This is a genomic window from Paenibacillus glycanilyticus (assembly GCF_023715145.1).
Taxonomy (GTDB): domain Bacteria; phylum Bacillota; class Bacilli; order Paenibacillales; family Paenibacillaceae; genus Pristimantibacillus; species Pristimantibacillus glycanilyticus_A.
This window is the reverse complement of the sequence record NZ_JAMBNP010000002.1, coordinates 461,960-482,536: the sequence shown is the minus strand read 5'-3', so window position 1 is coordinate 482,536 and position 20,577 is coordinate 461,960. Positions and strand designations below refer to the sequence as shown.

At 49.3% G+C, this 20,577-nt stretch carries 19 protein-coding genes and 1 other RNA gene; 5 read left to right on the top strand and 15 right to left on the bottom strand.

Translation table 11 applies throughout. From position 1 onward, the window contains the following. Positions 1-70: 70 nt before the first annotated feature. Entirely contained in the window at positions 71-589 is a 519-nt protein-coding gene (gene tpx, locus M3194_RS07405) for a thiol peroxidase (protein ID WP_251652788.1), read from the top strand. A 145-nt stretch (positions 590-734) separates the two neighbouring features. On the opposite strand, the gene M3194_RS07400 is transcribed toward tpx, so the two are convergent. The 4 genes from M3194_RS07400 to M3194_RS07385 form a co-directional block, all read right to left on the bottom strand. Continuing rightward, the gene (locus tag M3194_RS07400; RefSeq protein ID WP_127496562.1) at positions 735-1,118 is read right to left on the bottom strand and encodes a DUF1499 domain-containing protein; all 384 of its coding nucleotides are present in this window, start codon (positions 1,116-1,118) and stop codon (positions 735-737) included. A 159-nt stretch (positions 1,119-1,277) separates the two neighbouring features. Continuing rightward, positions 1,278-1,460: non-coding RNA, 6S RNA (gene ssrS, locus M3194_RS07395), on the bottom strand. A gap of 51 nt (positions 1,461-1,511) precedes the next feature. Next, positions 1,512-2,297: a YesL family protein gene (locus tag M3194_RS07390; RefSeq protein WP_251652787.1), complete on the bottom strand. Its 786-nt coding sequence runs from the start codon at positions 2,295-2,297 to the stop codon at positions 1,512-1,514. Positions 2,298-2,397: 100 nt separating this feature from the next. Continuing rightward, positions 2,398-3,987 (bottom strand): DEAD/DEAH box helicase, encoded by a 1,590-nt coding sequence (locus M3194_RS07385; protein WP_251652786.1) that lies wholly within the window; start codon positions 3,985-3,987, stop codon positions 2,398-2,400. A gap of 158 nt (positions 3,988-4,145) precedes the next feature. On the opposite strand from M3194_RS07385, the gene M3194_RS07380 reads away from it, so the two are divergent. The 3 genes from M3194_RS07380 to M3194_RS07370 all read left to right on the top strand — a co-directional run bounded on the left by M3194_RS07380 (position 4,146) and on the right by M3194_RS07370 (position 6,695). Next, positions 4,146-4,985, top strand: coding sequence for a YitT family protein (locus M3194_RS07380; protein ID WP_251652785.1), 840 nt, complete (start codon positions 4,146-4,148; stop codon positions 4,983-4,985). A gap of 150 nt (positions 4,986-5,135) precedes the next feature. Then, positions 5,136-5,324, top strand: coding sequence for a hypothetical protein (locus M3194_RS07375; RefSeq protein WP_251653197.1), 189 nt, complete (start codon positions 5,136-5,138; stop codon positions 5,322-5,324). 183 nt (positions 5,325-5,507) lie between these two features. Next, positions 5,508-6,695, top strand: coding sequence for a putative glycoside hydrolase (locus M3194_RS07370; RefSeq protein WP_251652784.1), 1,188 nt, complete (start codon positions 5,508-5,510; stop codon positions 6,693-6,695). 113 nt (positions 6,696-6,808) lie between these two features. Here the strand turns inward: M3194_RS07370 and M3194_RS07365 are convergent, their stop codons facing one another. The 9 genes from M3194_RS07365 to M3194_RS07325 all read right to left on the bottom strand — a co-directional run bounded on the left by M3194_RS07365 (position 6,809) and on the right by M3194_RS07325 (position 18,180). Further along, complete coding sequence (locus tag M3194_RS07365; protein WP_251652783.1) at positions 6,809-9,844, bottom strand: efflux RND transporter permease subunit; 3,036 nt, start codon at positions 9,842-9,844, stop codon at positions 6,809-6,811. Positions 9,845-9,868: 24 nt separating this feature from the next. Beyond that, entirely contained in the window at positions 9,869-10,558 is a 690-nt protein-coding gene (locus M3194_RS07360; protein ID WP_251652782.1) for a response regulator transcription factor, read from the bottom strand. Beyond that, positions 10,536-12,014: a sensor histidine kinase gene (locus M3194_RS07355; RefSeq protein WP_251652781.1), complete on the bottom strand. Its 1,479-nt coding sequence runs from the start codon at positions 12,012-12,014 to the stop codon at positions 10,536-10,538. The genes M3194_RS07360 and M3194_RS07355 overlap by 23 nt, the downstream gene beginning before the upstream one ends. 93 nt (positions 12,015-12,107) lie before the next feature. Further along, complete coding sequence (locus tag M3194_RS07350; protein ID WP_251652780.1) at positions 12,108-13,175, bottom strand: sensor histidine kinase; 1,068 nt, start codon at positions 13,173-13,175, stop codon at positions 12,108-12,110. Further along, entirely contained in the window at positions 13,172-13,852 is a 681-nt protein-coding gene (locus tag M3194_RS07345) for a response regulator transcription factor (RefSeq protein WP_251652779.1), read from the bottom strand. Before M3194_RS07345 ends, M3194_RS07350 begins: the two co-directional genes overlap by 4 nt. A 17-nt stretch (positions 13,853-13,869) precedes the next feature. Further along, entirely contained in the window at positions 13,870-15,630 is a 1,761-nt protein-coding gene (locus M3194_RS07340) for an ABC transporter ATP-binding protein (RefSeq protein WP_251652778.1), read from the bottom strand. Positions 15,631-15,763: 133 nt separating this feature from the next. Next, on the bottom strand, positions 15,764-16,732 hold the full coding sequence (gene pfkA, locus M3194_RS07335; protein ID WP_251652777.1) for a 6-phosphofructokinase: 969 nt from the start codon (positions 16,730-16,732) through the stop codon (positions 15,764-15,766). Between the two features lie 23 nt (positions 16,733-16,755). Beyond that, the gene (locus tag M3194_RS07330; protein ID WP_251653196.1) at positions 16,756-17,829 is read right to left on the bottom strand and encodes a tetraprenyl-beta-curcumene synthase family protein; all 1,074 of its coding nucleotides are present in this window, start codon (positions 17,827-17,829) and stop codon (positions 16,756-16,758) included. A gap of 33 nt (positions 17,830-17,862) precedes the next feature. After that, on the bottom strand, positions 17,863-18,180 hold the full coding sequence (locus tag M3194_RS07325) for a hypothetical protein (protein WP_251652776.1): 318 nt from the start codon (positions 18,178-18,180) through the stop codon (positions 17,863-17,865). 152 nt (positions 18,181-18,332) lie between these two features. On the opposite strand from M3194_RS07325, the gene M3194_RS07320 reads away from it, so the two are divergent. Then, positions 18,333-19,511 (top strand): MFS transporter, encoded by a 1,179-nt coding sequence (locus M3194_RS07320; protein WP_251652775.1) that lies wholly within the window; start codon positions 18,333-18,335, stop codon positions 19,509-19,511. Between the two features lie 73 nt (positions 19,512-19,584). Here the strand turns inward: M3194_RS07320 and M3194_RS07315 are convergent, their stop codons facing one another. Both M3194_RS07315 and M3194_RS07310 read right to left on the bottom strand, forming a co-directional pair. Then, a complete protein-coding gene (locus M3194_RS07315) occupies positions 19,585-19,782 on the bottom strand; it encodes a cold-shock protein (protein WP_127496577.1) in 198 nt (65 codons plus the stop codon). Positions 19,783-19,856: 74 nt separating this feature from the next. After that, a complete protein-coding gene (locus M3194_RS07310) occupies positions 19,857-20,561 on the bottom strand; it encodes a methyltransferase domain-containing protein (protein WP_251652774.1) in 705 nt (234 codons plus the stop codon). Positions 20,562-20,577 lie beyond the last annotated feature (16 nt).

Sequence of the window (20,577 nt, the reverse complement as noted above, 5' to 3'; positions counted from 1 at the left end):
ATGCCGATTCATAAAGCTTATAATATAACCTGTTACAAACCTTAAACGTGAGAAGGAGGACATATCCATTATGTCACAAGAACGCACTGGCGTTGCCGCATTTAAAGGCAATCCTATTACATTAATCGGACCGGAAGTAAAAGTTGGAGACCAAGCTCCAGATTTCACAATCAACAAATCGCTTGTTGACTCCGTATCCTTAAAAGATTTCGCAGGTAAAGTAAAACTGATCAGCGTTGTTCCTTCCATCGACACTGGCGTGTGCGACGCACAAACCCGCCGTTTCAATGAAGAAGCCGCGTCGCTTGGCGACAATGTTGCCGTGCTGACAGTAAGCGTTGATACACCTTTCGCGCAATCCCGCTGGTGCGGTGCGGCAGGCGTAGACAAAGTTGTTATGCTGTCGGACTTCAAATCGCATGACTTCGGTCAAGCTTACGGTGTATACATAAAGGAATTTGGCCTTGATATGCGCGCTATCTTCGTCATCGATGCAAACGATAAAGTACAATACGTGGAATATCTGTCCGAAATGACCGAACATCCAAATTACGAGCAAGCGATCAACGCGGTTAAAGCGCTCGTATAATTTACGCATGAGAAAACCTCTACCGGGGCCGTTCAAAGTTGTGCGACCGCGTTTAGAGGTTGTCATTATCGCCGAATAAAATTTTTTTTAAAGCGAGTGAAGGATTAACCTTCCTCGCTTTTTTCATTTTTTATGTGATTCCTCATTAAGCCTTGAAAGCGGCGAGCTTCTTGTCCAGAGTCCGGTAAATATCAAGAATAACCCGGTAATTGGAACCAAGATCTCCCAGCGATCCTTTGGAAGCGGAATAAATATCAACTGCCGAGGTAACAGGATTAACGCTGATAACGGTAACCGTAATATCCATTGTACGTCCCGTCATCGTACGTTTCTCCAGGACAATCTCCCCAACTGACTTCACTTCGTGGAGCAGCTTGTAGCCCTGCATTTTCTTCAGGGTGGACACAACTTCTTCCCATGCTTTTTCCTTCGAAAGTTTGTAGATATGTGATTTGAGCAGTGGGTCTTTAGCTTTATCGCCCGTCGCTTCGTGACTGCGAAGCAGTCCGATTAGAGTGCGCTTCAACAACGATGATCTCCCCCTCTAGCATCTATGTACGTCAAAAATAATTGTAGCATGTTTACACCCTTGAAAAAAGACCATAAAACATGTTTTAACATACAAAAGCAGCCCCTTGATCATCGCAACCGGATGACCAAGGAACTGCCGGTCTCTATAATGGCAAGAAAAAAACCCGCCTATGCCGTCCGACTCACATGTTTCTGAACCCGCTCTCGCAGGTGGGTGTCCGCAGAAACGTTTTTGAAATCCCTTTTTGAGGGCTTGTCAGCCGCGTTTCAATGTTGGTCTCCCTAGAAACAGCCATTGGTTCAAAACAACGTAAAGCCGAAACGAACATCGCAGGATGTATTGCTATTATAGACGTTAATCCGGCAAAAGTAAACTTGTGCTTGCTGCTATTTACTGGTTCCGGTCTCTTTCCGAATCCTTAAGATCGGCAAGCTCGTTTTCCTGCGCTTCCTCTGCCTTCTTCTTCTCATTCTCCATCTGATCCTGAAGCTTGCGGTAGATCAAATGGAAATTCCAGAACGACAGATAGGCAATAACGCTGCCCATGAAGAACGGAATAAGGAACGTGTACTGCGTACTGAAGTACATCACCGCAGCGGCCATAACGGCCGTCGAGAACGAACGGATTGGACGTCCGATCGTAATCAGAATCGCGTTTTTCAGTAATTGAAACGTTTTCATATGATAATGCACAAGCATCGAGAAGAAGTTAAATAAGGAAACTACAAGCAACAGGCAGATCGCCAGGTACAAGTAAGAGAACAAATTGAACTGATCCTGATAAACAATAAAATCAATAATCATAATGCCGAGGACTAGCGAATAGAAAATACCGCCGATCATACTTTGCAAATAGTTCTCTTTGTAACCGCGGAAAAACGTTTTGAACATAGGTACATCGACTTCACCCATAACCCATTTGCGCGCAATCGTGAACATGGCCGCCGTAGCTGGGAATAGCGTGAATGGAGCAATTACCGCCATCATGATTAATGTTGCATACACCTGACTCGTAATGGCTGAATCAGTCGTATCCGCCGGGGCTGCAAGCAGTCCGCTCCAAGCGATAAATACAAACGGAATCGAACACACCAGCCATAAGATGTTAATGACCGCCAGACGCATTATCCATTCGGAAATCCGATACAAACCGCCAACAAGGCCTTTTGGTTCCATTTGATTCGCCCCTACCCTCATAGATTAAGATCATGATTATGAAAAAAGGGAAGGCCCGGATGCCCGCTAGGCATCACGGACTTCCCCTGATCTACATAACTTAGTTGTTTACGAAGTCTTCAGACGAATATTTCGGACGGCGCGGCTCGCTGCTGCTGCGGCCTTCGCCGCTGCGTCCGCGTCCGCCACCGTTGTTGTCACGGTTACGGCCTTCGTAGCCGCCACGGGAACCGCCGCTGCTGCGTTTGTCGTCACGGCCGCGGTAGCCTCCGCCGCCGCTTCCGCCTTGACCTCCGCGGTTGCCGCCGCCAAACGATCCGCCGGAGTAACGGCGTCCGTTCGAACGGATATCCGGCTTGCGTTTCTTAGCGCGAAGCGGCTCTTCCGGCGTCAGTTCAACGTTAACGTCTTTCTTCTCGCCAGTGAGCAATTTGAGGGCTGCTGCCATCAGATGCACGGAATCGTATTGCTCGAGCAATTGGATAGCGATGCCTTTGTATTCTGTGAAATCATCATTTTGAACAATTTCAAGAACGCGTTCAGCCGTAAGGCGTTGTTTGCCTTCGATTGCTTCCGCAAGGCTTGGCAATGGTTTCTTGTTGATACGTTGACGCGTAACTTTCTCGATGAAGTGCAGGTGATCCGTTTCACGAGGCGTCACGAACGAGTAAGCCGAGCCTTCTTTGCCTGCGCGGCCAGTACGGCCGATACGGTGAACATAGCTCTCCGGGTCTTGCGGCAGGTCGAAGTTAATAACATGGGTTACGCCGGAAACGTCAAGTCCGCGTGCCGCTACGTCTGTAGCAACAAGGACATCGATGCTGCCGTCACGGAATTTGCGCATTACGTTATCGCGCTGGTTCTGCGACAGGTCACCATGCAGGCCGTCTGCGGAGTAGCCGCGCTTTTGCAAGCCTTCGCTCAGCTCATCAACACGACGTTTCGTACGACCGAAAATAATTGCGAGCTCAGGAGATTCCATATCGAGCAGTCGAGACAGAGCTTCGAACTTTTGACGCTCATGCACTTCAATATAGTTTTGTTCGATAAGCGGTGCCGTTACTTGCTTCGGTATAACCGATACATGCTCCGGGTTTTTCAGGAATTGCTGTGCCAGCTTCTGAATGTTCGGAGGCATAGTTGCCGAGAACAGCAAAGTTTGGCGCTCTTCCGGAACTTGCTTCAGGATGGCTTGGATATCCTCCATGAAGCCCATGTCCAGCATTTCGTCCGCTTCGTCAAGAACAACGGTTTGAACGTCTTCAAGCTTGATAGTCTTGCGGTTAATATGGTCCAGCAAACGGCCCGGTGTACCGATAATGATTTGCGGCTTCTTCTTCAACGCGCGAATCTGGCGACCGATTTCTTGTCCGCCATAAATTGGCAGTGAACGAAGACCTTTGTATTTAGTCAGCTTCCCGATCTCGTCTGCTACTTGGATAGCAAGCTCACGGGTCGGCGTCATAATTAATGCGACGATGCGTTCTTCGCTAGTCGGAATTTTGTTAATCAACGGAATTCCGAATGCAGCCGTTTTGCCTGTACCCGTCTGTGCTTGACCAATCATATCGCTCCCTGACATAGCAATAGGGATCGACTTGTCTTGGATTGGGGTAGATTCCTCAAATCCAAGCTCCGTAATTGCCTGCAACACTTTAGGTTCCAGGCCAAATTCAGCAAATGTTTTCAAACTCTTCTCATACTCCTTTTATCTGCAGCCTACTAAAAAATATCCAAACCATTATAGCACATAACAACTTACGAATACCAGCAATGGTCAAAAAGCCATACTACCATAGATTAACAACCGCTGAAATATACCAAATTCTGTCATGGAGCTAACCTAAAATGAACAAATGGACTTTCAAGCCTGCCGTTACGGCAGCCGTGATGACGATAGGCGCTTTGCTCATAGCGGGCGCATTTAATTTATTCCTTATCCCCCATCAATTGCTTAGCGGCGGTCTGTCCGGCGTAGCCATGATGATCGGCTATATTACGGGCGGAAATATCGGCTGGCTGTATTTGGTGCTAAATGTTCCGGTTCTAGTCTGGGGCTGGTTTATTGTGGGAAGGCGATTTATCATTTGGAGCATGTACACCGTGCTGGCTTCAACGTTGTTTCTCCAGCTCATTCCTGTCGCAGCGATTGCCAAAGATATCGTGCTTGGCTCTGTTTTCGGCGGCATTATACTTGGCATAGGCACCGGCATGACACTTCGGTACGGAGGCTCCTCGGGGGGATTTGACATCATCGCATCCATTATAACACGAAAAAGGGACTTGCCCGTCGGTTCCATTATTTTCACCTTAAACGGCCTTGTTATCGCTGCCCTCGTTCTCTACACGAAGGATTGGAATCTGGCGCTCTACTCCCTGCTGTCCATCTATATTGCGGGAAAAGTGGTCGATATCATCCACGTCCGGCATATTAAAGTAACGGCCTTTATTATTACGACCAAGACCGAGGAAATGCTGGCCAAGCTGCTAAGCCACCCTCGCGGCATTACGATAATAAAAACCAGAGGCGCATTTACTTCCGCCGACCAGGATATGCTGATGACCGTCCGGACTCGATATGAGCTGGCCGAGCTGCGGAAGACGATCGCAACCGTTGATAACCGCGCTTTCGTAAATATCGTTGAGACCGTTGGGGTCATAGGCGACTTCCGTCGGCCAAAGGATTAGTCCAAAGAATAATAGACAAACATGGAATCATATACATATCCCTATGTTTTTACAATTCATCCTGTTATAATGTGGTTATCCCGTTATTTTTGTTTTCTTGCCATATGATTTGCCCTGAACCTATGATGAAAGGGTGATGCTCAGGTGGATATGGAAACAGTCACATTGTCACAGATTGTGGAAAAGCTGGTGCCCGAGCTAAGTTCTTTCCTTACGAAGCGCGAGCTTGCGATTAACATCGTGCTGCGGGATGGATTAGCCGTTCTGGAACCGGAAGATGCAAGAGAAATCGTACAGCACAGCATTTGCGAGCATCAAATAGAAGCTTTACTGCAATGACATATCGGGTGAATAAAGTAGCGTATGAGCCTGCCTGGACGACAAGTCCGGCAGGCTTTTTTGTATGCGACGAACATGAAACAATTGCCTGCTTAGATTTGCCCTGGTTGAAAAAAAATAATGCCACGAACCTTCTTCTGCTTTATAATTTGGAAGAAAACGCTAACGGGGAGAGGGCATAATATGGATATCATTTTTTCGACGCTGATGCTGTTGTATCATCTTGTTACGGGAACCGGCGAAGAAAATGCCGCCTCCAAGCAGCTGGCCGCCTCGCTATTTAATGCAGCTGCAGGTAAAACGATCATTCAAGCAGTGCCCGCAAGCACAACCACGCCGCCAGAAGCGATAGAAGACGGCATGAAGAAGGATCCGCAGCCGGACGCCCCAGCAGTCAAAGGGGTCTATGTAACGGCTCACAGCGCCGGTGGATCGCGTCTGAACTCGCTGCTGAAGCTCATGGATGATACAGAGCTCAACAGCATGGTCATTGACATTAAAGATGATAACGGATACATAACCTATCCGACCAAGACACCCGAGCTTCTGAAGCTGGGTACGACGCAGAAATACATTTCGAATATCCAAGCGCTCATGGGCAAGCTCGAAACGCATAACGTCTACCCGATTGCCCGGATTGTGGTGTTCAAGGATACCGTGCTTGCCAAGAAGCATCCGGAATTCTCCTATCGTCATTCAGACGGCTCCCTGTGGGCGAACGGCAACGGGGACAGCTTTGTTAATCCGTACATGCCCGAAGTATGGGAGTACAATGTCGCGATTGCCAAGGAAGCCGTTAAACTGGGCTTTAAAGAAATCCAATTTGACTATGTTCGATTCCCGGAAGGCTTCGAGAAAAAAGCGGATTCCCTCACCTATACCAAAACGGATCAAAGCCGCGTTGATGCGGTAGCCGGCTTCGTGCAATACGCCAGAGAGCAGCTGGAGCCGCTTGGCGTCCGCGTCTCCGTCGATATATTCGGTTATGCGGCGTCTGTACCGGCCGCAGAGGGCATCGGCCAGGATTTTGTTAAGATCTCCAGCGATGTTCACGTCATCTCGCCCATGATCTATCCAAGCCATTACAGCACGGGCTGGTTCGATCAGCAGGATCCTGACAAAAGCCCGTACGCGACTATTGCCGGGGCAATGAAGGATACGCATAAGAAGCTCGACCCCATCGGTGACAAAAAGCCAATTATCCGGCCATGGATTCAGGATTTTACAGCAAGCTGGCTTGGTAAAGGACATTACATCAAATACGGGGCGCCCGAGGTTGAAGCACAGATCAAAGCGCTCCATGATTCAGGTGTAGACGAGTACTTGTTATGGAATGCCGGCAACAATTATTCAGAGGGTGTTAAGTACTGATGCACGCGCAAAAGTCACGCCCGACTCGAAATAACCACCTCCGCTTACCAGAATAAAAAAAGGCTTCTTCGACCGATTACGGATCGAAGAAGCCTTTTAATTTGACTAACGAGTTACTCAGCAATAGCCTTAGCTTTTTTCTTGCGGTTGAACAGTTCGTAAACCATCGGTACAAAGATCAGCGTGAGCAGCGTCGAGCTGATCAAACCGCCAATAACGGTAATCGCCATACCTTTGGAGATCAGACCGCCTGATTCGAAACCGAGTGCCAACGGCAAGAGCGCGCCTACCGTAGCAATTGCAGTCATCAGAATAGGGCGCAGACGAGTTCCTGCTGCTTCCAGCAAGGCTTCGCGAACCGACAATCCTTCTTTTTGTTTATGAATAACCCGGTCGACGAGAACAATCGCGTTCGTTACGACGATACCAATAAGCATCAGCATACCGATCATAGCGGTAACACTGATCGTTTCTCCTGCGATATACAAGCCAACCAGTGCCCCGATAACGGTGAATGGCAGTGAGAACAGGATCGCAAATGGTGTAAGCGCACCGCCGAATGTGATAACAAGAACGAGGTATACTACGGCGATTGCAGCAAGCATTGCAAGTCCAAGCTGCATAAACGATTCTTGCATATCCTCGGTTACGCCGCCGATTTTGATATCAACGCCAGCAGGCAGTTTCATTTCATCAATCATTTTCTGCAGGTCGCTCGATACGGCAGCAACATTGGACGAGACCACATCCGCTGTTACTTCAGCATTAATACGGTCGTCAAGGCGAGTAATCGTATTCGGCGACTTGCCTTCCTCGATCGTTACAACATCCTTCAGAGGTACCTCGGCACCTGTAACAGGCGACTTAATGGTTACATTCTCAAGATCGGATTTATCTTTGTACGTCTTCGCATCAACCTTAACGTACACATTCACATCTTCATTGTCTTTTTTAATTGTAGTCAGCACCGGATTGTCTCGAACCGGGCTAAGCGCCATAGCTACCTGACCAGCTGACAGTCCGTATTGGCTCAGCTTCGACTGATCCGCTACAAGACGGTATTGATCATAACGTTCTGCAAGGCTGGAATCGACTTTCTCCAAATCCTTATTTTCCTTCAATTTCGCCATCAAATCATTTACGACTGGATCAAGCGAATCCATATCCGGACCATAGACAACCATGGAGATGGTTGAGCCGCCTACACCGCCGCCACCGCCAAAGTCTTGCTCTTTCCATTCCCCTTTGCCGCCGAGCGTTTGAAGGAGAGGAACGACTTTTTCCTTCTCGTCAGCAAAGTTTTTCATGTCTTCATCGTAAGTCAGGTTGAACAAAGCTTGCTTCGAAGCTGCAGGGCTAAACGGATTAGAACCGCCAACCGCGTATTGAACGATATCAATGCCCTCACGCTTCATCAATTCCTCTTCGGCCTTCAGAGCCATCGCTTCAACTTGCTCTTTGGTCTCGCCCGGAGCAGGGTTATAAGTAACAATCATGGATTTCTGCTCATCGCCAGGCAGGAAGCTCATACCAATAAGCGGTGTGAGACAAATACTGCCTACAAGCAGAACAATCGCAATGATCGATGTAATCCACTTATGATTAAGGGACCAGGACAACGCGCCTTTGTACCAGGTAGCCAAACGGCCATGCTTGTCGTGGTCGACAGCTTTGCCGGCTTTGATGCCTTTCTTGAACATCATATGCGCCAGCATCGGCACAACGGTAATGGCAACAAGCAAGGATGCCAGCAAGGCGAATACGACAGTTAAGGCAAACGGCGTAAAGATTTCGCCAACCATGCCGGATACGAATGCCATTGGCAGGAATACCGCAATCGTTACGAGAGTCGAAGACATAATGGGAACGAACATCTCGCTTGTAGCTGCCAGAATGAGCTCTTTCCCCTTCAACTTCTCTTCCTTAAGCGCCATTCGTCGATACACGTTTTCAATGACGACAATCGAGTCATCAATTACCCTGCCAATCGCGATGGTCATTGCGCCGAGCGTCATGATGTTAAGCGTAATATCCATCTGACTGAGCAGAAGCATCGCAATCAGAATCGATAACGGGATCGATACGACGGCTATAATGGTGGAACGGATGTCACGCAAGAAGATCATGATAATAAGAACCGCAAACAAAGCGCCGATAACGGCTTTAGTAATCATCGTTTCTACCGATTTCTCAATCGGCTTGCCTTGGTCCAGAGTATTGACAATCGTCAGACTGTCATTGCTCTCCTCCATTTTCTTGATAACGTCTTTCACATTGTTAACAACGTCTACCGTATTCGCGTCAGCTGATTTTACAATGTTAATCCCGATCGAATCTTTTCCGTTCGTGCGGGAAACGGATTCCGCCTTGCCTTCCACTGTCACTTTCGCCACATCGCTAAGCTTAACGTTTGGCATAAGAACAAGGTTGTTCAAATCTTCTTCCGTCGTGACATTGCCGTCTACAACAAGCGTTTTCTCCGAATCCCCGAATTCAAATATCCCGAGCGGAGCTTTCACGGCAGAAGCCTGAATTATTCCTTTAACCGCATCTTCTGTCAAGCCATACTGAGCAAGCTTCGCCTGATCAAATTCGAGTTGGCCTTCTTTCACGTTCTGACCCGAGACCTGCACATCAGCTACTCCGCTTACGCCTTGCAGCTCCGGCAAAATCGTTCCTTCCACCAACGCGGAGAGCTGTTCCAGGCTTTGACTATCGTCAGAGATGCTGAGCGAGATTACCGGAAAAGCGTTAAGGCTGATCCGGGATACGCTCGGATCTTGCGTCCCTTCAGGCAGAGCGATATCAGCAAGCAGGCTTTTCACTTCGCTCTCTGCCTTTTCCATATTCGTTCCGTATTTATATTGAATAATGATCGATGAAGCATTTTCGTAGGAAGTGGAGCTTACGCTGTCTACTCCCTCCATATTCCGTGTCCGCTGCTCGATTGGCTTGGTTACTTTCTCCATTACCTCTTCAGGCGCAGCGCCCGGAAGAACCGTTGACACGCTCACAATCGGAATTGTGATATCCGGAAGTGTCTCCATCTTCATGTTGAGCCCCGAATACAGGCCCGCGAACAAGACAATAACCGTCATAATCCATAACGCAAATTTGTTGTTCAGCGAGAACTTGATAATGCTCTTCAAACCTTCCCACTCCTTCTCTATTGTCTAAACTTTGAACCGGTATCCGACTCCCCATATCGTCTCGATATATTGCGGGTTCGACGGATCATGTTCGATTTTCTCACGCAGCCTCCGAATGTGAACCGTTACCGTAGCTGCGTCGCCATTCGAATCAAGACCCCAAATTCGCTCGAACAGCTCTTCTTTCTCAAATACCCGGTTGGGATGCGCGGCAAGCAGCAGAAGCAAGTCATATTCCTTGGAGGTCAGCATCGCCTCACGGTCATGAATCGTTACACGTCTGGAGGTCTTATCAATCAAGAGTCCCCGGATGCCGATCTGCTCATGGCTTTCGCCCCGGTCAGCTGTCAGCCGTTCGTATCTCGCCAGATGCGCCTTTACCCTTGCGACGAGCTCGCTTGGACTAAACGGCTTGGTCATATAGTCATCCGCGCCAAGCCCAAGCCCCCTGATCTTATCGATATCTTCCTTCTTGGCCGTGACCATGAGCACCGGAATATTCTTCGCCTGCCTAATCTGCCGGCAAATTTCGAATCCGTCCAGCTTGGGCAGCATGACATCCAGAATAATCAAATCATAGGAACCGCCTAACGCCTTCTGCAGCCCGATATCCCCGCGGCCTTCAATCTCCGCGGAGAAACCATGGCTTTCCAGATAATCCCGCTCCAGTTCGGCAATGGCTTTCTCGTCTTCAATGATTAATATGCTCTTCATGCTCTGTCACCGTTCTAACCGGCAGCGTTCTGGGGAGAAGCAAGCAGAATCTGGCTCCGCCATTCTCTGCATTTTCCGCCCAAACCGCACCGCCATGCCCTTCAATAATTTGTTTGACGATCGCAAGACCAAGTCCGCTTCCGCCGGTCTCGGAATTTCGGGACTGCTCAGCCCGGTAGAACCTGTCGAAGATATAAGGAAGATCTTCCTTCTCGATACCCGGTCCCGTATCTTCGATCATGACCCGTACATGATTGCCTTGCTCTCTAACCGATACCTTCACCCTCTTGTCTGCGGATGCCGGAAGCTGTCCCATATATTTCTCGGAGTTGTTCAGAATATTCGTCAGCACCCGGCCAAGCTTGTCCGGATCGGCTGCAATGAGAAGCGGCTGATTGGAATAAGCCTCGAAGCTTAGCTGCACACCGGATTTCTCCAGATCAAAACGCTGCTCCTCCAAGAAGTGCTCCAGGTACTTAACCATATCAATCGTCTTGAAATCAAAAGCAACCTTGTGCAAATCGAGCTTGGAGAATAAAAACAGCTCATCAATCAGTTGGTCCATATCGTTGGCCTTATGATAGATCGTCTGGATATACCGCTCCCGCTTCTCGTCCGTGTTGGCTATGCCGTCCATGATCCCTTCCACATAACCTTTAATAGCGGAGATTGGCGTCTTCAAATCATGGGAAATATGAGACAACAGCTGCTTTCGGTTATCCTCATACTGCAGGCTCTGGTCAATGGATTGCTTAAGCTGGAGCCTCATGGCATCAAAAGCGGCGGCAAGCTGGGCGACCTCTCCTTTTCCCTTGACGACGACCTGCTGAGATAAATCGCCGTCCTTGATCTGCAGAGCAGCCGACTTCAGCGCATGGATCGGCCGAATAATGCTGCGGGAGACAAAATAGGTAAGGAGCAGGCTCGTGAGTCCAACAACCGCGCTAAAAAACAAAGCGCCCACCGGCCGCCACAAAGGCGGAACCACATCATACCGCCTAAGCAGCAGGATTTGACCGTCGTGGCCATCCGGATATTGGAAGGAGATATCATTGATCTGAAATTTGAAGGCTTTGAAGGAAACCGAATCCGGCGATTCGTTAAACAAACCTTGCCAATCCTCATTTGGAGACAGCTCCTTCAGAAATACCGGGACATCGGAGATGATTCCGTCCTTGGCAATAATGATACCTGCCCACTGTTCAGCCAGCCTTAGCTGAAGATTATCCAAATAGCCGGGCGACGAAAGCTTGTCGGTATCATTCTCAATGACATATTTCAGCTCCCCGTAGATCAAGGATTGATTCGTCTTCTCCTCCTTCTCCACTTGGAAATATTCCCGAAGATCCTGCATCCCGCCGGCATACAGCAGAAAAACAACAAAGCTAAGGATCAATACCATTGGCAGGAATACCATGGCTACATACGACAAATACAACTTCACTCGAATGGACAAACACTACTCACCCTGACTGCAGTTGTTATTGAATCTATGGTTAATCATAACTCCGAATTCTAAACGGACTCGTAACCATTTCTTACAAAGTTCTTACAAATCCGTCGGCAAGGTCACAATAAAGACGGAGCCTTGGCCCAGCTCGCTTTCAACCACGACATTGCCGTGATGCATCTCGACGATCTTCTTCACGAGCGACAGACCAAGCCCGCTTCCGCCGATTTTGCGGCTCCTCGCCTTGTCAGACTTGAAGAAGCGCTGAAAAATCTGCTCCTGCTGCTCAGCGGCAATGCCGATGCCCGTGTCCTTGATCCGGAATTCCGCATGACCATTGGTCTGTCTTAATGTAATATCGATTTGACCGCCCTCCGGCGTAAACTTAATGCTATTGCTGATCAAGTTGATCCAGACCTGGCTGAGCAGATCTTCATCCGCATGCACGTAGACATCATCCAGATCCGCGTTCAGATCAATGGACTTGTTCGTCCATTGCGGCTCACAAGACAGGATTAACGTTCCAAGCTGACGGTCCAGCCTGTAGCGCTTGGGCTCGAAGGGATGCTTCTCCGAATCGAGGGAAGCGAGCCGGAGAAGATTCTCGCTCAGCTTCGAGAGCCTGGAGCTTTCACCTTCGATAATACGCAAATATTTAATTCGGGTGTCGCTTTCAAGCGACTCATTCTGCAGAGCACGGGCAAAACCGCTAATGGAGGTTAACGGTGTCTGAATTTCATGCGATACGTCCGAGATGAACTCCTGCCGAAGCACCTCCAGCTTCTCGAGTCCGTCCGCCATCAGGTTAATCTCGTCAAGGATTTCCGTGTATCTGGGATCCATCTTCTTGCCGAAGTTCAGACGCACCTTGAAGTCGCCTTGCGCAATCCGTCTAAGCGCGTCTCTCATCGAATTCGAGAATTCCTTCTGCCGTTTGTGAAAAAACAAAAAGCCAATCAACTGGATGACTAACCCCATCAAAAAGAAACCGCCCAGCAGATTCAACAGTTGAGCAACATAATGATGGGGAGTCCAATTGATTTTGTTGTATAACCAGTAACTGAAATAATAAGCAACGGTCCAGCAACCCGTGATAAACAGCAGCATGAGGCTGATTTGGCCAAGCTTTATGAGAACCTTCAATACAAGCTTCAGCTTATCTCTCATAATTGCACTTGTACCTCCAGACGGTATCCAAGCCCCCTGATTGTACTAATACGGAACGTGTGCTGCGACTCCGGGAACCTCTCGCGCAGCCGATTGATATGAACATCCAGCGTCCTTTCGTTGCCTTCGAAATCATACCCCCATATCTCTTCAATCAGCTGCCCGCGCGAGAACGATTGCCCCGGATAGCTGGCCAGCTTGAACAGCAGTTCGAACTCCTTGAGGGGAAGCGTCATGCTCTGCCCGTTGACCTTAACGGCATATGTCTTCCGGTCAAGAACAAGATCCCCCGCTTGAACGGTCTGTGAAGACGCGATCCGGTAGCGCTTGAGCAGCGCCTTCACTCTGGCGATTAACTCGAGCGGCTCAAATGGCTTAACCAGATAATCATCGGCGCCAAGGTCGAAGCCTTTCAGCTTCTGGGTCGTTTCCCCCTTCGCCGTCAGCATAAGCCGCGGGAGATCATAATGATCGCGGATCTCCGCACATAACTCCCAGCCATCCATGTTCGGCATCATGACATCCATAATAACAAGATCCGCTTTGGAGGAATCCAGCACCTCCAAAGCCTCTTCGCCGTCGTTTGCTTCCAGGACTTCAAAACCCTCCGTCTTTAAATAATGGGTAACCAGCTCCCTAATATGAGCGTCATCGTCAACGACCAATATGGTTGCCATCCTTAATCCCCCCTCCTCTATTTCACGGTCTCCAGACGCAGCTGCTGATTGGCAAACTCGCGATATAGCCCGTGAGACTGCAGCAGCTCTTCATGCGTGCCTCTTCCCGTAATCGTCCCTTTCTCCACAAATAAAATCTGATCGGCATCCACCACGGTAGAGAGACGATGCGCGATAACGAGCGTGGTACGGCCGACCATCAGATTATCGAGCGCTTGCTGGACTACGATTTCCGATTTGCTGTCGAGGCTTGAGGTCGCTTCATCCAGCATCAAGATTTGAGGGTCGCGCAGAATAGCTCTGGCTATGGCTACCCGCTGCCGCTGTCCGCCGGACAGCTTAATGCCGCGCTCGCCAACCTCGGTCTCATAACCTTCCGGAAGCTCCTCTATAAAGATATCGGCATAAGCCATCTTTGCCGCTTGTTTGATCTCCTCATCCGTAATCGTTCTGCCAGTGCCATAGATCAGATTATCCCGGATCGTCCCGGCAATAATCGGACTTTCCTGCGAGACATAACCAATCTTGCTGCGCCAGGCATGCAGGGAAAAATCAAAGATGGGATCCTGCCCAATCCGGACTGTCCCCTGCTGCGGTTCATAAAATCGTTCAAGCAGTGAGAAGAGGGTTGTTTTGCCGCCTCCGCTTGGACCTACTATAGCAGTGACCGTACCCGGATGGAGCGTGAAATCGATATTCTTAAGAACATCGTCCTGCTCGCCATAAGCAAACGTGACATCTTCGACTACAATGGGCTGTCTGGCGTTAAGCAGCGGACGTCCCTGATGGATGGGCTCTTCATCGGCATCCAGCGTAGCGATAATCCGTTCCGTTGCCCCAATGGCCTTCTGCATTTGAGTGAAAAATTGCGAAATCTGGTTAATCGGAAACACGATCTGAATCAGATAAAGAATAAACGCAACGAGATCGCCAGCCGACAGCTCACCGGACGAGACGCGCATTCCGCCATAGGCAATAATAAGCACCAGCATTCCCATCATAACCAGCCCGACAATGGGGAAAATAACGGCTTGCAGCTTTCCTTCGCGAATTCCGAGACGAAGCAGCTTCATAATGGACTGCTTGCCGTTGTTATATTCATAATCTTCTGCATTTGATGACTTAACTAACCGGATTTCGGACAACGCCTGATCGAGCACCGTCGTGAAGGAGGCCGTCTCATCCTGCAGCTCTCTTGATATCTTCGTCATCTGCCGGCCGACCGGAATAAAGACCAGCATGGTAATGGGTACTGCCGTCAGCATCAGGAGAGTCATTTTCCAATCCAGGAACAAGAGGATTGATACCGCTCCAATAATGGAGATAAGTCCGTTAAAGAAGCCCGTCAAATGCTCCGTTATCAATCCTTTTACGATACCCGTATCATTAATGACCCGGCTAACCGTATCACCCGTCCGATGCTTATCGAAATAGGGCACGGTCAGTATCAACAGCTTCTTCCATAATCTGTCACGCAGGCTCGCGACAACGCTTTGCCCAATCCGGTTCAGCATATAGATCGAAACGCCGGATGCGGCCGCCTGACCAAGGAATGCGATTGCTAACCCGATGATTTGCATGGTGCTTATATCGGTAATGGAGAAGCTGTCTACCACATTTTTCGTTAATAACGGCACTGCAAGCCCAACAACCGTAGACAGTACGCTTAATCCTATAGCAATTCCCAGCATCCATTTGGACGGCTTGGTTTCAAGCATCAGCTTCAGAAAAGGACGCCAATTTCCTCCGCCCTTGCGTTTGGTTTCTTCCTGCTTCATCAGTTTCATTCCACTCCTTGCCATATTCTAGCCATATGTAGAATACAAGGCCAATGTAAACCCAATTTAAACGAAAAGAACGCCAGAGCAACAATTGCTCTGGCGGGTATCAAATCTGTTATTTAGGCTTGTCTTATTGGGAAAGGCGAAGAGCCAGGTTGTACATCTCCATATTAAACGGCTTCTTCGAATGAACAACGGTATCGATGTCCGTAGTAACAAGCTCGCCGCGGATAATGCCGCATGCTTTGCCGGACTCGCCAGCCATCAGTTGATGAACGGCAAAGTCGCCGAGGCGGCTTGCCAGAATCCGGTCGATCGCGGTTGGCGTACCGCCGCGCTGAATATGGCCAAGAACGGTAACGCGAGGCTCGAGACCGCAGCCCTTCGTAATTTCGCGGGCAACATCTTCGCCGCGTCCTGCGCCTTCGGCTACAACAACGATACTATGGCGTTTGCCTTTGGCAAAGTTGCTCTCCATACGCTCGGACACATGTGCCATATCGATAGGCACTTCCGGAACGATAATCGTCTCCGCGCCGCTCGCGAGACCCGCGTACAGAGCGATATCTCCGCAGTGGCGGCCCATTACTTCAACAACGGACGAACGCTCATGCGACGACATCGTGTCGCGGATTTTGTTGATCGCATCAACTACGATGCTGACAGCCGTATCGAAGCCGATCGTAAAGTCGGTAAACGGAATATCGTTGTCGATTGTGCCCGGCAGACCCATTGTCTTGATGCCAAGCTTGCTCAATTTGTTAGCGCCTTGGTAGGAGCCGTCGCCTCCAATAACAACCAGGCCGTCAATTCCGCGTGCGCGCAAAACATCAGCGCCGCGCTGTTGGCCTTCCGGCGTCATAAATTCTTTACAGCGAGCCGTTTGAAGAATAGTGCCTCCGCGTTGAATAATATCGCCTACGCTGCGGAGATCCATTTTGAACAAATCGTCATTAATCAGACCTTGATAGCCGCGCTGAACACCATATACATCGAGACCGTTATACAAAGCACTCCGGACTACGGCGCGTACAGCCGCATTCATGCCTTGCGAGTCTCCTCCGCTCGTTAATACAGCAATAGATTTTACAGATGACATAATCATTCCTCCAAGTATTTTATCTAAACCTGCTGTCTTCGAATCCAAATACTGTTGACCAAAAAAAACAGGCGGGTAAGCGGACTTCTCTTCATCAGTTTGCGGGATGCGGCAAGCACATCCGTCTGCGACCGAACCTTGGGATCGGATAAATACAAGGCTAACAGCCCTTCGATAACAAGCCGGTGGAAGCCGGCTGCCGGAAGCTTCTTCACATCTTCCCTGGCACGATTCACGATCGTCACAATCCGTTCCACAAGCTGATGCTGACTGTCATAGTAATGACAGAAATTCAAATCTCCACCGGCACGATCCTCTTCCTGATCGATGAAATAATCGAGCATGATATGAAGACCGCATACATGTGGAAAATATATATTTTTAATTGCTTCCGCGTCCTCGGGACGCAAAGTCTCATCGCTCGCCGCTGAAAAAAGCATAAACATGCCCAGCGTCGAGCCCGTCGCGGCAGCAAATTCATTCCAATATAATCCGGGATATCTGCCGGCATACTTGTCCCACCAGGCGAGCAGACGCTCTTCCCTTAAGTCCTTGCGGATATGCTTATACACCTGAAGATCGCTGTACAAGCCAACAAGCTCCGTAACGTACGGCTGTGCCGCAGCATACGAAGGAAGCATTGAAACACAGTGTTGACACAATTTTACCAAATGATGCAAATAACCGCCGTCATTCCGCTCCTGGCGCAAGGCGTAGTAATCCTTGACAGGTGCTGACGGGTTAACCGCATCCAGCATCGATTGATGAAGCAGGCGGAAATCATCCGGATCCAGCGACGTGCTCCGGTCGCACAGATTATCCAGATAATCGCTAATCGTCTGCAGAGCCACAATAAGCGGAATAAGTACGTAACGCTCGTCCAGGTTCATCGCGGCATAAATAGCACCGCCCTGGCAATGAAATTTCTTGCTTTCCATGCTTTGAAGGGCTTGTGTCCGCAGTTCCGGATCCGGAATCTGCTCGGCCAACCGGCGCAGCTTGCGAAGCTCGATATTCACTTCAGGCAATATATACTTATAGACGCGGTGCATGAGCTTAAACGAGCTTTCGGGTACCCGATTGCCGGAAAAAGTCATAACTTTCACAATGCACCCCCTTCTAAGACAGCCTTAAGTATGCCGGCGGGATTCCAGCTCCTGATTCGTACGGTACCAGATATGCAAGTCGTTAATCCGGCTGGCGTATTCGGCAATCTCCGCATTCAAACGGCAGGACTCTTCGAAATCTTCCTCGTCATACAATTCACTCTGCATGCGGTTAATGACTCTCTCAAATTCCATAACCCGATCCGGTATTGTTCCCCTAATGAGCTCCCACTGCTCGACAATGTCTAGCTGCTCCGCGGAACTATACTGTTCCCAGTCCGCGTCAAGCACCGGCAATGCGATAAGCAGCCGCTCATTCCATTGAAACCGATACATCAACATTCGTGAACCTCCAGACAATAATGTACCATTTCAACAAGCAATAATCCAGCCTATCATGCTATACTGTTAAACAATGTTGTTCGTAAGTACATTCTTACGAAGTAAGAATTATCGCGAAGAACGCGCGTTAATTCTTTTCAGGAGGGAAACATATGGATCACTCAGACAGCGCGGGGCCCTCCGCGGCGTCAGTCAAACGGGATACGCTTTCACTCAGAGGGTTCAGCTTCGCCATGTATGCCACGCAGGCCCTACTCATCTCTTACATCCCTTTATATTTTATGGATCAAGGATTCTCGGCGCATCAGATTGGCATTATCTATTCGACCGGCCCGTTTATTTCAATCTTTGCCAACCTGCTGCTCGGCATGGCAAGCGACCGGTTCCAGACCATCAAGAAGCTGCTCACGCTGCTCTTATTCGGACAGCTTGCCATGCTCTCTCTGCTCTTCCCGGCTCAGCATTTCGCTCTTATCTGCCTGGTTATGACGGCATTTTATTTCTTCCAGACACCAATGAATCCTCTCAGCGACAGTCTGATCCTGCTAGCCAGCGAGCATATCAAAACCCCGTATGCGCTTATCCGCATATTTGGCTCCCTTGGTTTCGCCATATCGGCATATCTGTTTGGCTTGATTCTGAAGGCGTATGGCTCGGACTGGACCTTGCCGATTGGCATATGCACGATTTCCATTACTATTGTGCTGTCGTTCTTCCTGAAGGATTACCGCGGAAGTACGCGCAAAATCGAATTTTCGGGCTTCTTCAAATTGTTGCGCAAACCGGAAGTTTTATATTTTTTCTTCATTATATTGCTTGTCTCGATCAGCCACCGGATGAACGAAAGCTTCCTCGCGGTTGCCCTGCGGGATATGGGGGCTTCGGATTCCCAGGTCGGACTGGCCTGGCTGTTCTCCGCCATCAGTGAAATTCCGGTATTGTTCCTGATGGGCAAATACGGTCATAAATTCAAAGAGCTGCCGCTGCTCGCATTCGCCTGCCTCATGTATATGCTTCGTTTCTGGCTGGCCTCCGTGCTGGACGATCCGCGTCTTGTGCTCAGCACGCAGCTCATGCACAGCGTAAGCTTTGGCATTTATTTCTCAACCGCCCTTCGTTACTTATCTCAATTGATACCGGATGAATACCGTTCCTCCGGACAAGCCGTCTATGCGGTTGTATGGTCGGGGCTTGCCGGGCTCATCAGCGGTACAGCAGGCGGTTATATCTTCGAGCATTTTGGCCGGAGCAGCTTTTACCAGATCGGAGCGGTACTTGCCCTCCTCTCCGCCGTATTGTTCCTGTGCAAGCATATATTTGGCCAAAAATAAACATAAAAAGAGATCCTCTCGTAACCGAGAAGGATCTCTCTTTGCTCTCTTGCGTGCTTATAAGGGGTTGATCTTATAATTTAATGACGTTAGACGCCTGTGCACCGCGATTGCCTTGTGTAATTTCAAATTCTACGGACTGGCCTTCTTCAAGTGACTTGAATCCGTCGCCTTGAATAGAGGAATAATGGACAAACACGTCTTCGCCATTCTCTACCGAGATAAAACCGTAGCCCTTCTCAGCATTAAACCATTTAACTGTTCCCTTCAACTTTCACTACCTCCTAAAATAACCGCCGCTTGCCGCGGCGAGTAACCCCATTATATCTCCCTAATTTGGAAAAATCAACAAATTGCGATGCGCATGTATGAACTGGAGCCCGGTATAAAAGGAAGTCTTGACGGCAGCAGCTCCGGCTCGCCGCCATGCGCCGTAATGATGGCAAGCAGCTCATCCATCCGCTCAAACGGCTTCCAGCCCAAGGAATGCAGCGGATAAACTCTTACCTCGCCTCCCGGCATGCATACCCGCATCAGCTCGAGGATCGATTGCTTATGAAATTCAAAGCCAAACTGCTCGGCATATAGAAACAAGAAATGACTGCATAATACTAGCGAAAAAGAATGATCCCGAAATGGCAGCTCGGGTAAAGAGCCCGCCAGATAACGGCTTCGCCCTTCTGCGGATTGCAGATGCCCGGAAAATCGCTTCAGCGATTCGATCCGTCCTTCCCTGTGCCGCTCCAGGCTGCCGTAATAAGTCCAGTCGAAATAATCTCTAAGCTTGCTAAGTTTCATAGTTGAGGCTTCGATCTCGGCTGCCGCCTCTTCGACCCACTGGCTTGTATCCCGCACATAACGGGGATCCGCCGCAATCGCGTCATATCCTCTGTCTACAGCGTCTGCCGTAAAAGACGATCCTCCACCGGCAACATCGAGAACCTTGCCTTGGGCCAGCTCCCGCTCCGGTAAATCAAACATTCTCAAGTACTCGTCAAAACCGCGGCATGTCATGGCAACGCCGACCTGCTGATACACGTCCTTGCTCATCTCGAACACTCTCCTC

What these genes read in the sequence shown, in the direction of transcription:
- tpx (WP_251652788.1), top strand. Translation starts at nt 71, where the DNA reads ATGTCACAAGAACGCACTGGCGTTGCCGCATTTAAAGGCAATCCTATT.
- M3194_RS07390 (WP_251652787.1), bottom strand. Translation starts at nt 2,297, where the DNA reads ATGGAACCAAAAGGCCTTGTTGGCGGTTTGTATCGGATTTCCGAATGG.
- M3194_RS07380 (WP_251652785.1), top strand. Translation starts at nt 4,146, where the DNA reads ATGAACAAATGGACTTTCAAGCCTGCCGTTACGGCAGCCGTGATGACG.
- M3194_RS07375 (WP_251653197.1), top strand. Translation starts at nt 5,136, where the DNA reads ATGGAAACAGTCACATTGTCACAGATTGTGGAAAAGCTGGTGCCCGAG.
- M3194_RS07370 (WP_251652784.1), top strand. Translation starts at nt 5,508, where the DNA reads ATGGATATCATTTTTTCGACGCTGATGCTGTTGTATCATCTTGTTACG.
- M3194_RS07360 (WP_251652782.1), bottom strand. Translation starts at nt 10,558, where the DNA reads ATGAAGAGCATATTAATCATTGAAGACGAGAAAGCCATTGCCGAACTG.
- M3194_RS07350 (WP_251652780.1), bottom strand. Translation starts at nt 13,175, where the DNA reads ATGAGAGATAAGCTGAAGCTTGTATTGAAGGTTCTCATAAAGCTTGGC.
- M3194_RS07345 (WP_251652779.1), bottom strand. Translation starts at nt 13,852, where the DNA reads ATGGCAACCATATTGGTCGTTGACGATGACGCTCATATTAGGGAGCTG.
- M3194_RS07340 (WP_251652778.1), bottom strand. Translation starts at nt 15,630, where the DNA reads ATGAAGCAGGAAGAAACCAAACGCAAGGGCGGAGGAAATTGGCGTCCT.
- pfkA (WP_251652777.1), bottom strand. Translation starts at nt 16,732, where the DNA reads ATGTCATCTGTAAAATCTATTGCTGTATTAACGAGCGGAGGAGACTCG.
- M3194_RS07330 (WP_251653196.1), bottom strand. Translation starts at nt 17,829, where the DNA reads ATGACTTTTTCCGGCAATCGGGTACCCGAAAGCTCGTTTAAGCTCATG.
- M3194_RS07325 (WP_251652776.1), bottom strand. Translation starts at nt 18,180, where the DNA reads ATGTTGATGTATCGGTTTCAATGGAATGAGCGGCTGCTTATCGCATTG.
- M3194_RS07320 (WP_251652775.1), top strand. Translation starts at nt 18,333, where the DNA reads ATGGATCACTCAGACAGCGCGGGGCCCTCCGCGGCGTCAGTCAAACGG.
- M3194_RS07310 (WP_251652774.1), bottom strand. Translation starts at nt 20,561, where the DNA reads ATGAGCAAGGACGTGTATCAGCAGGTCGGCGTTGCCATGACATGCCGC.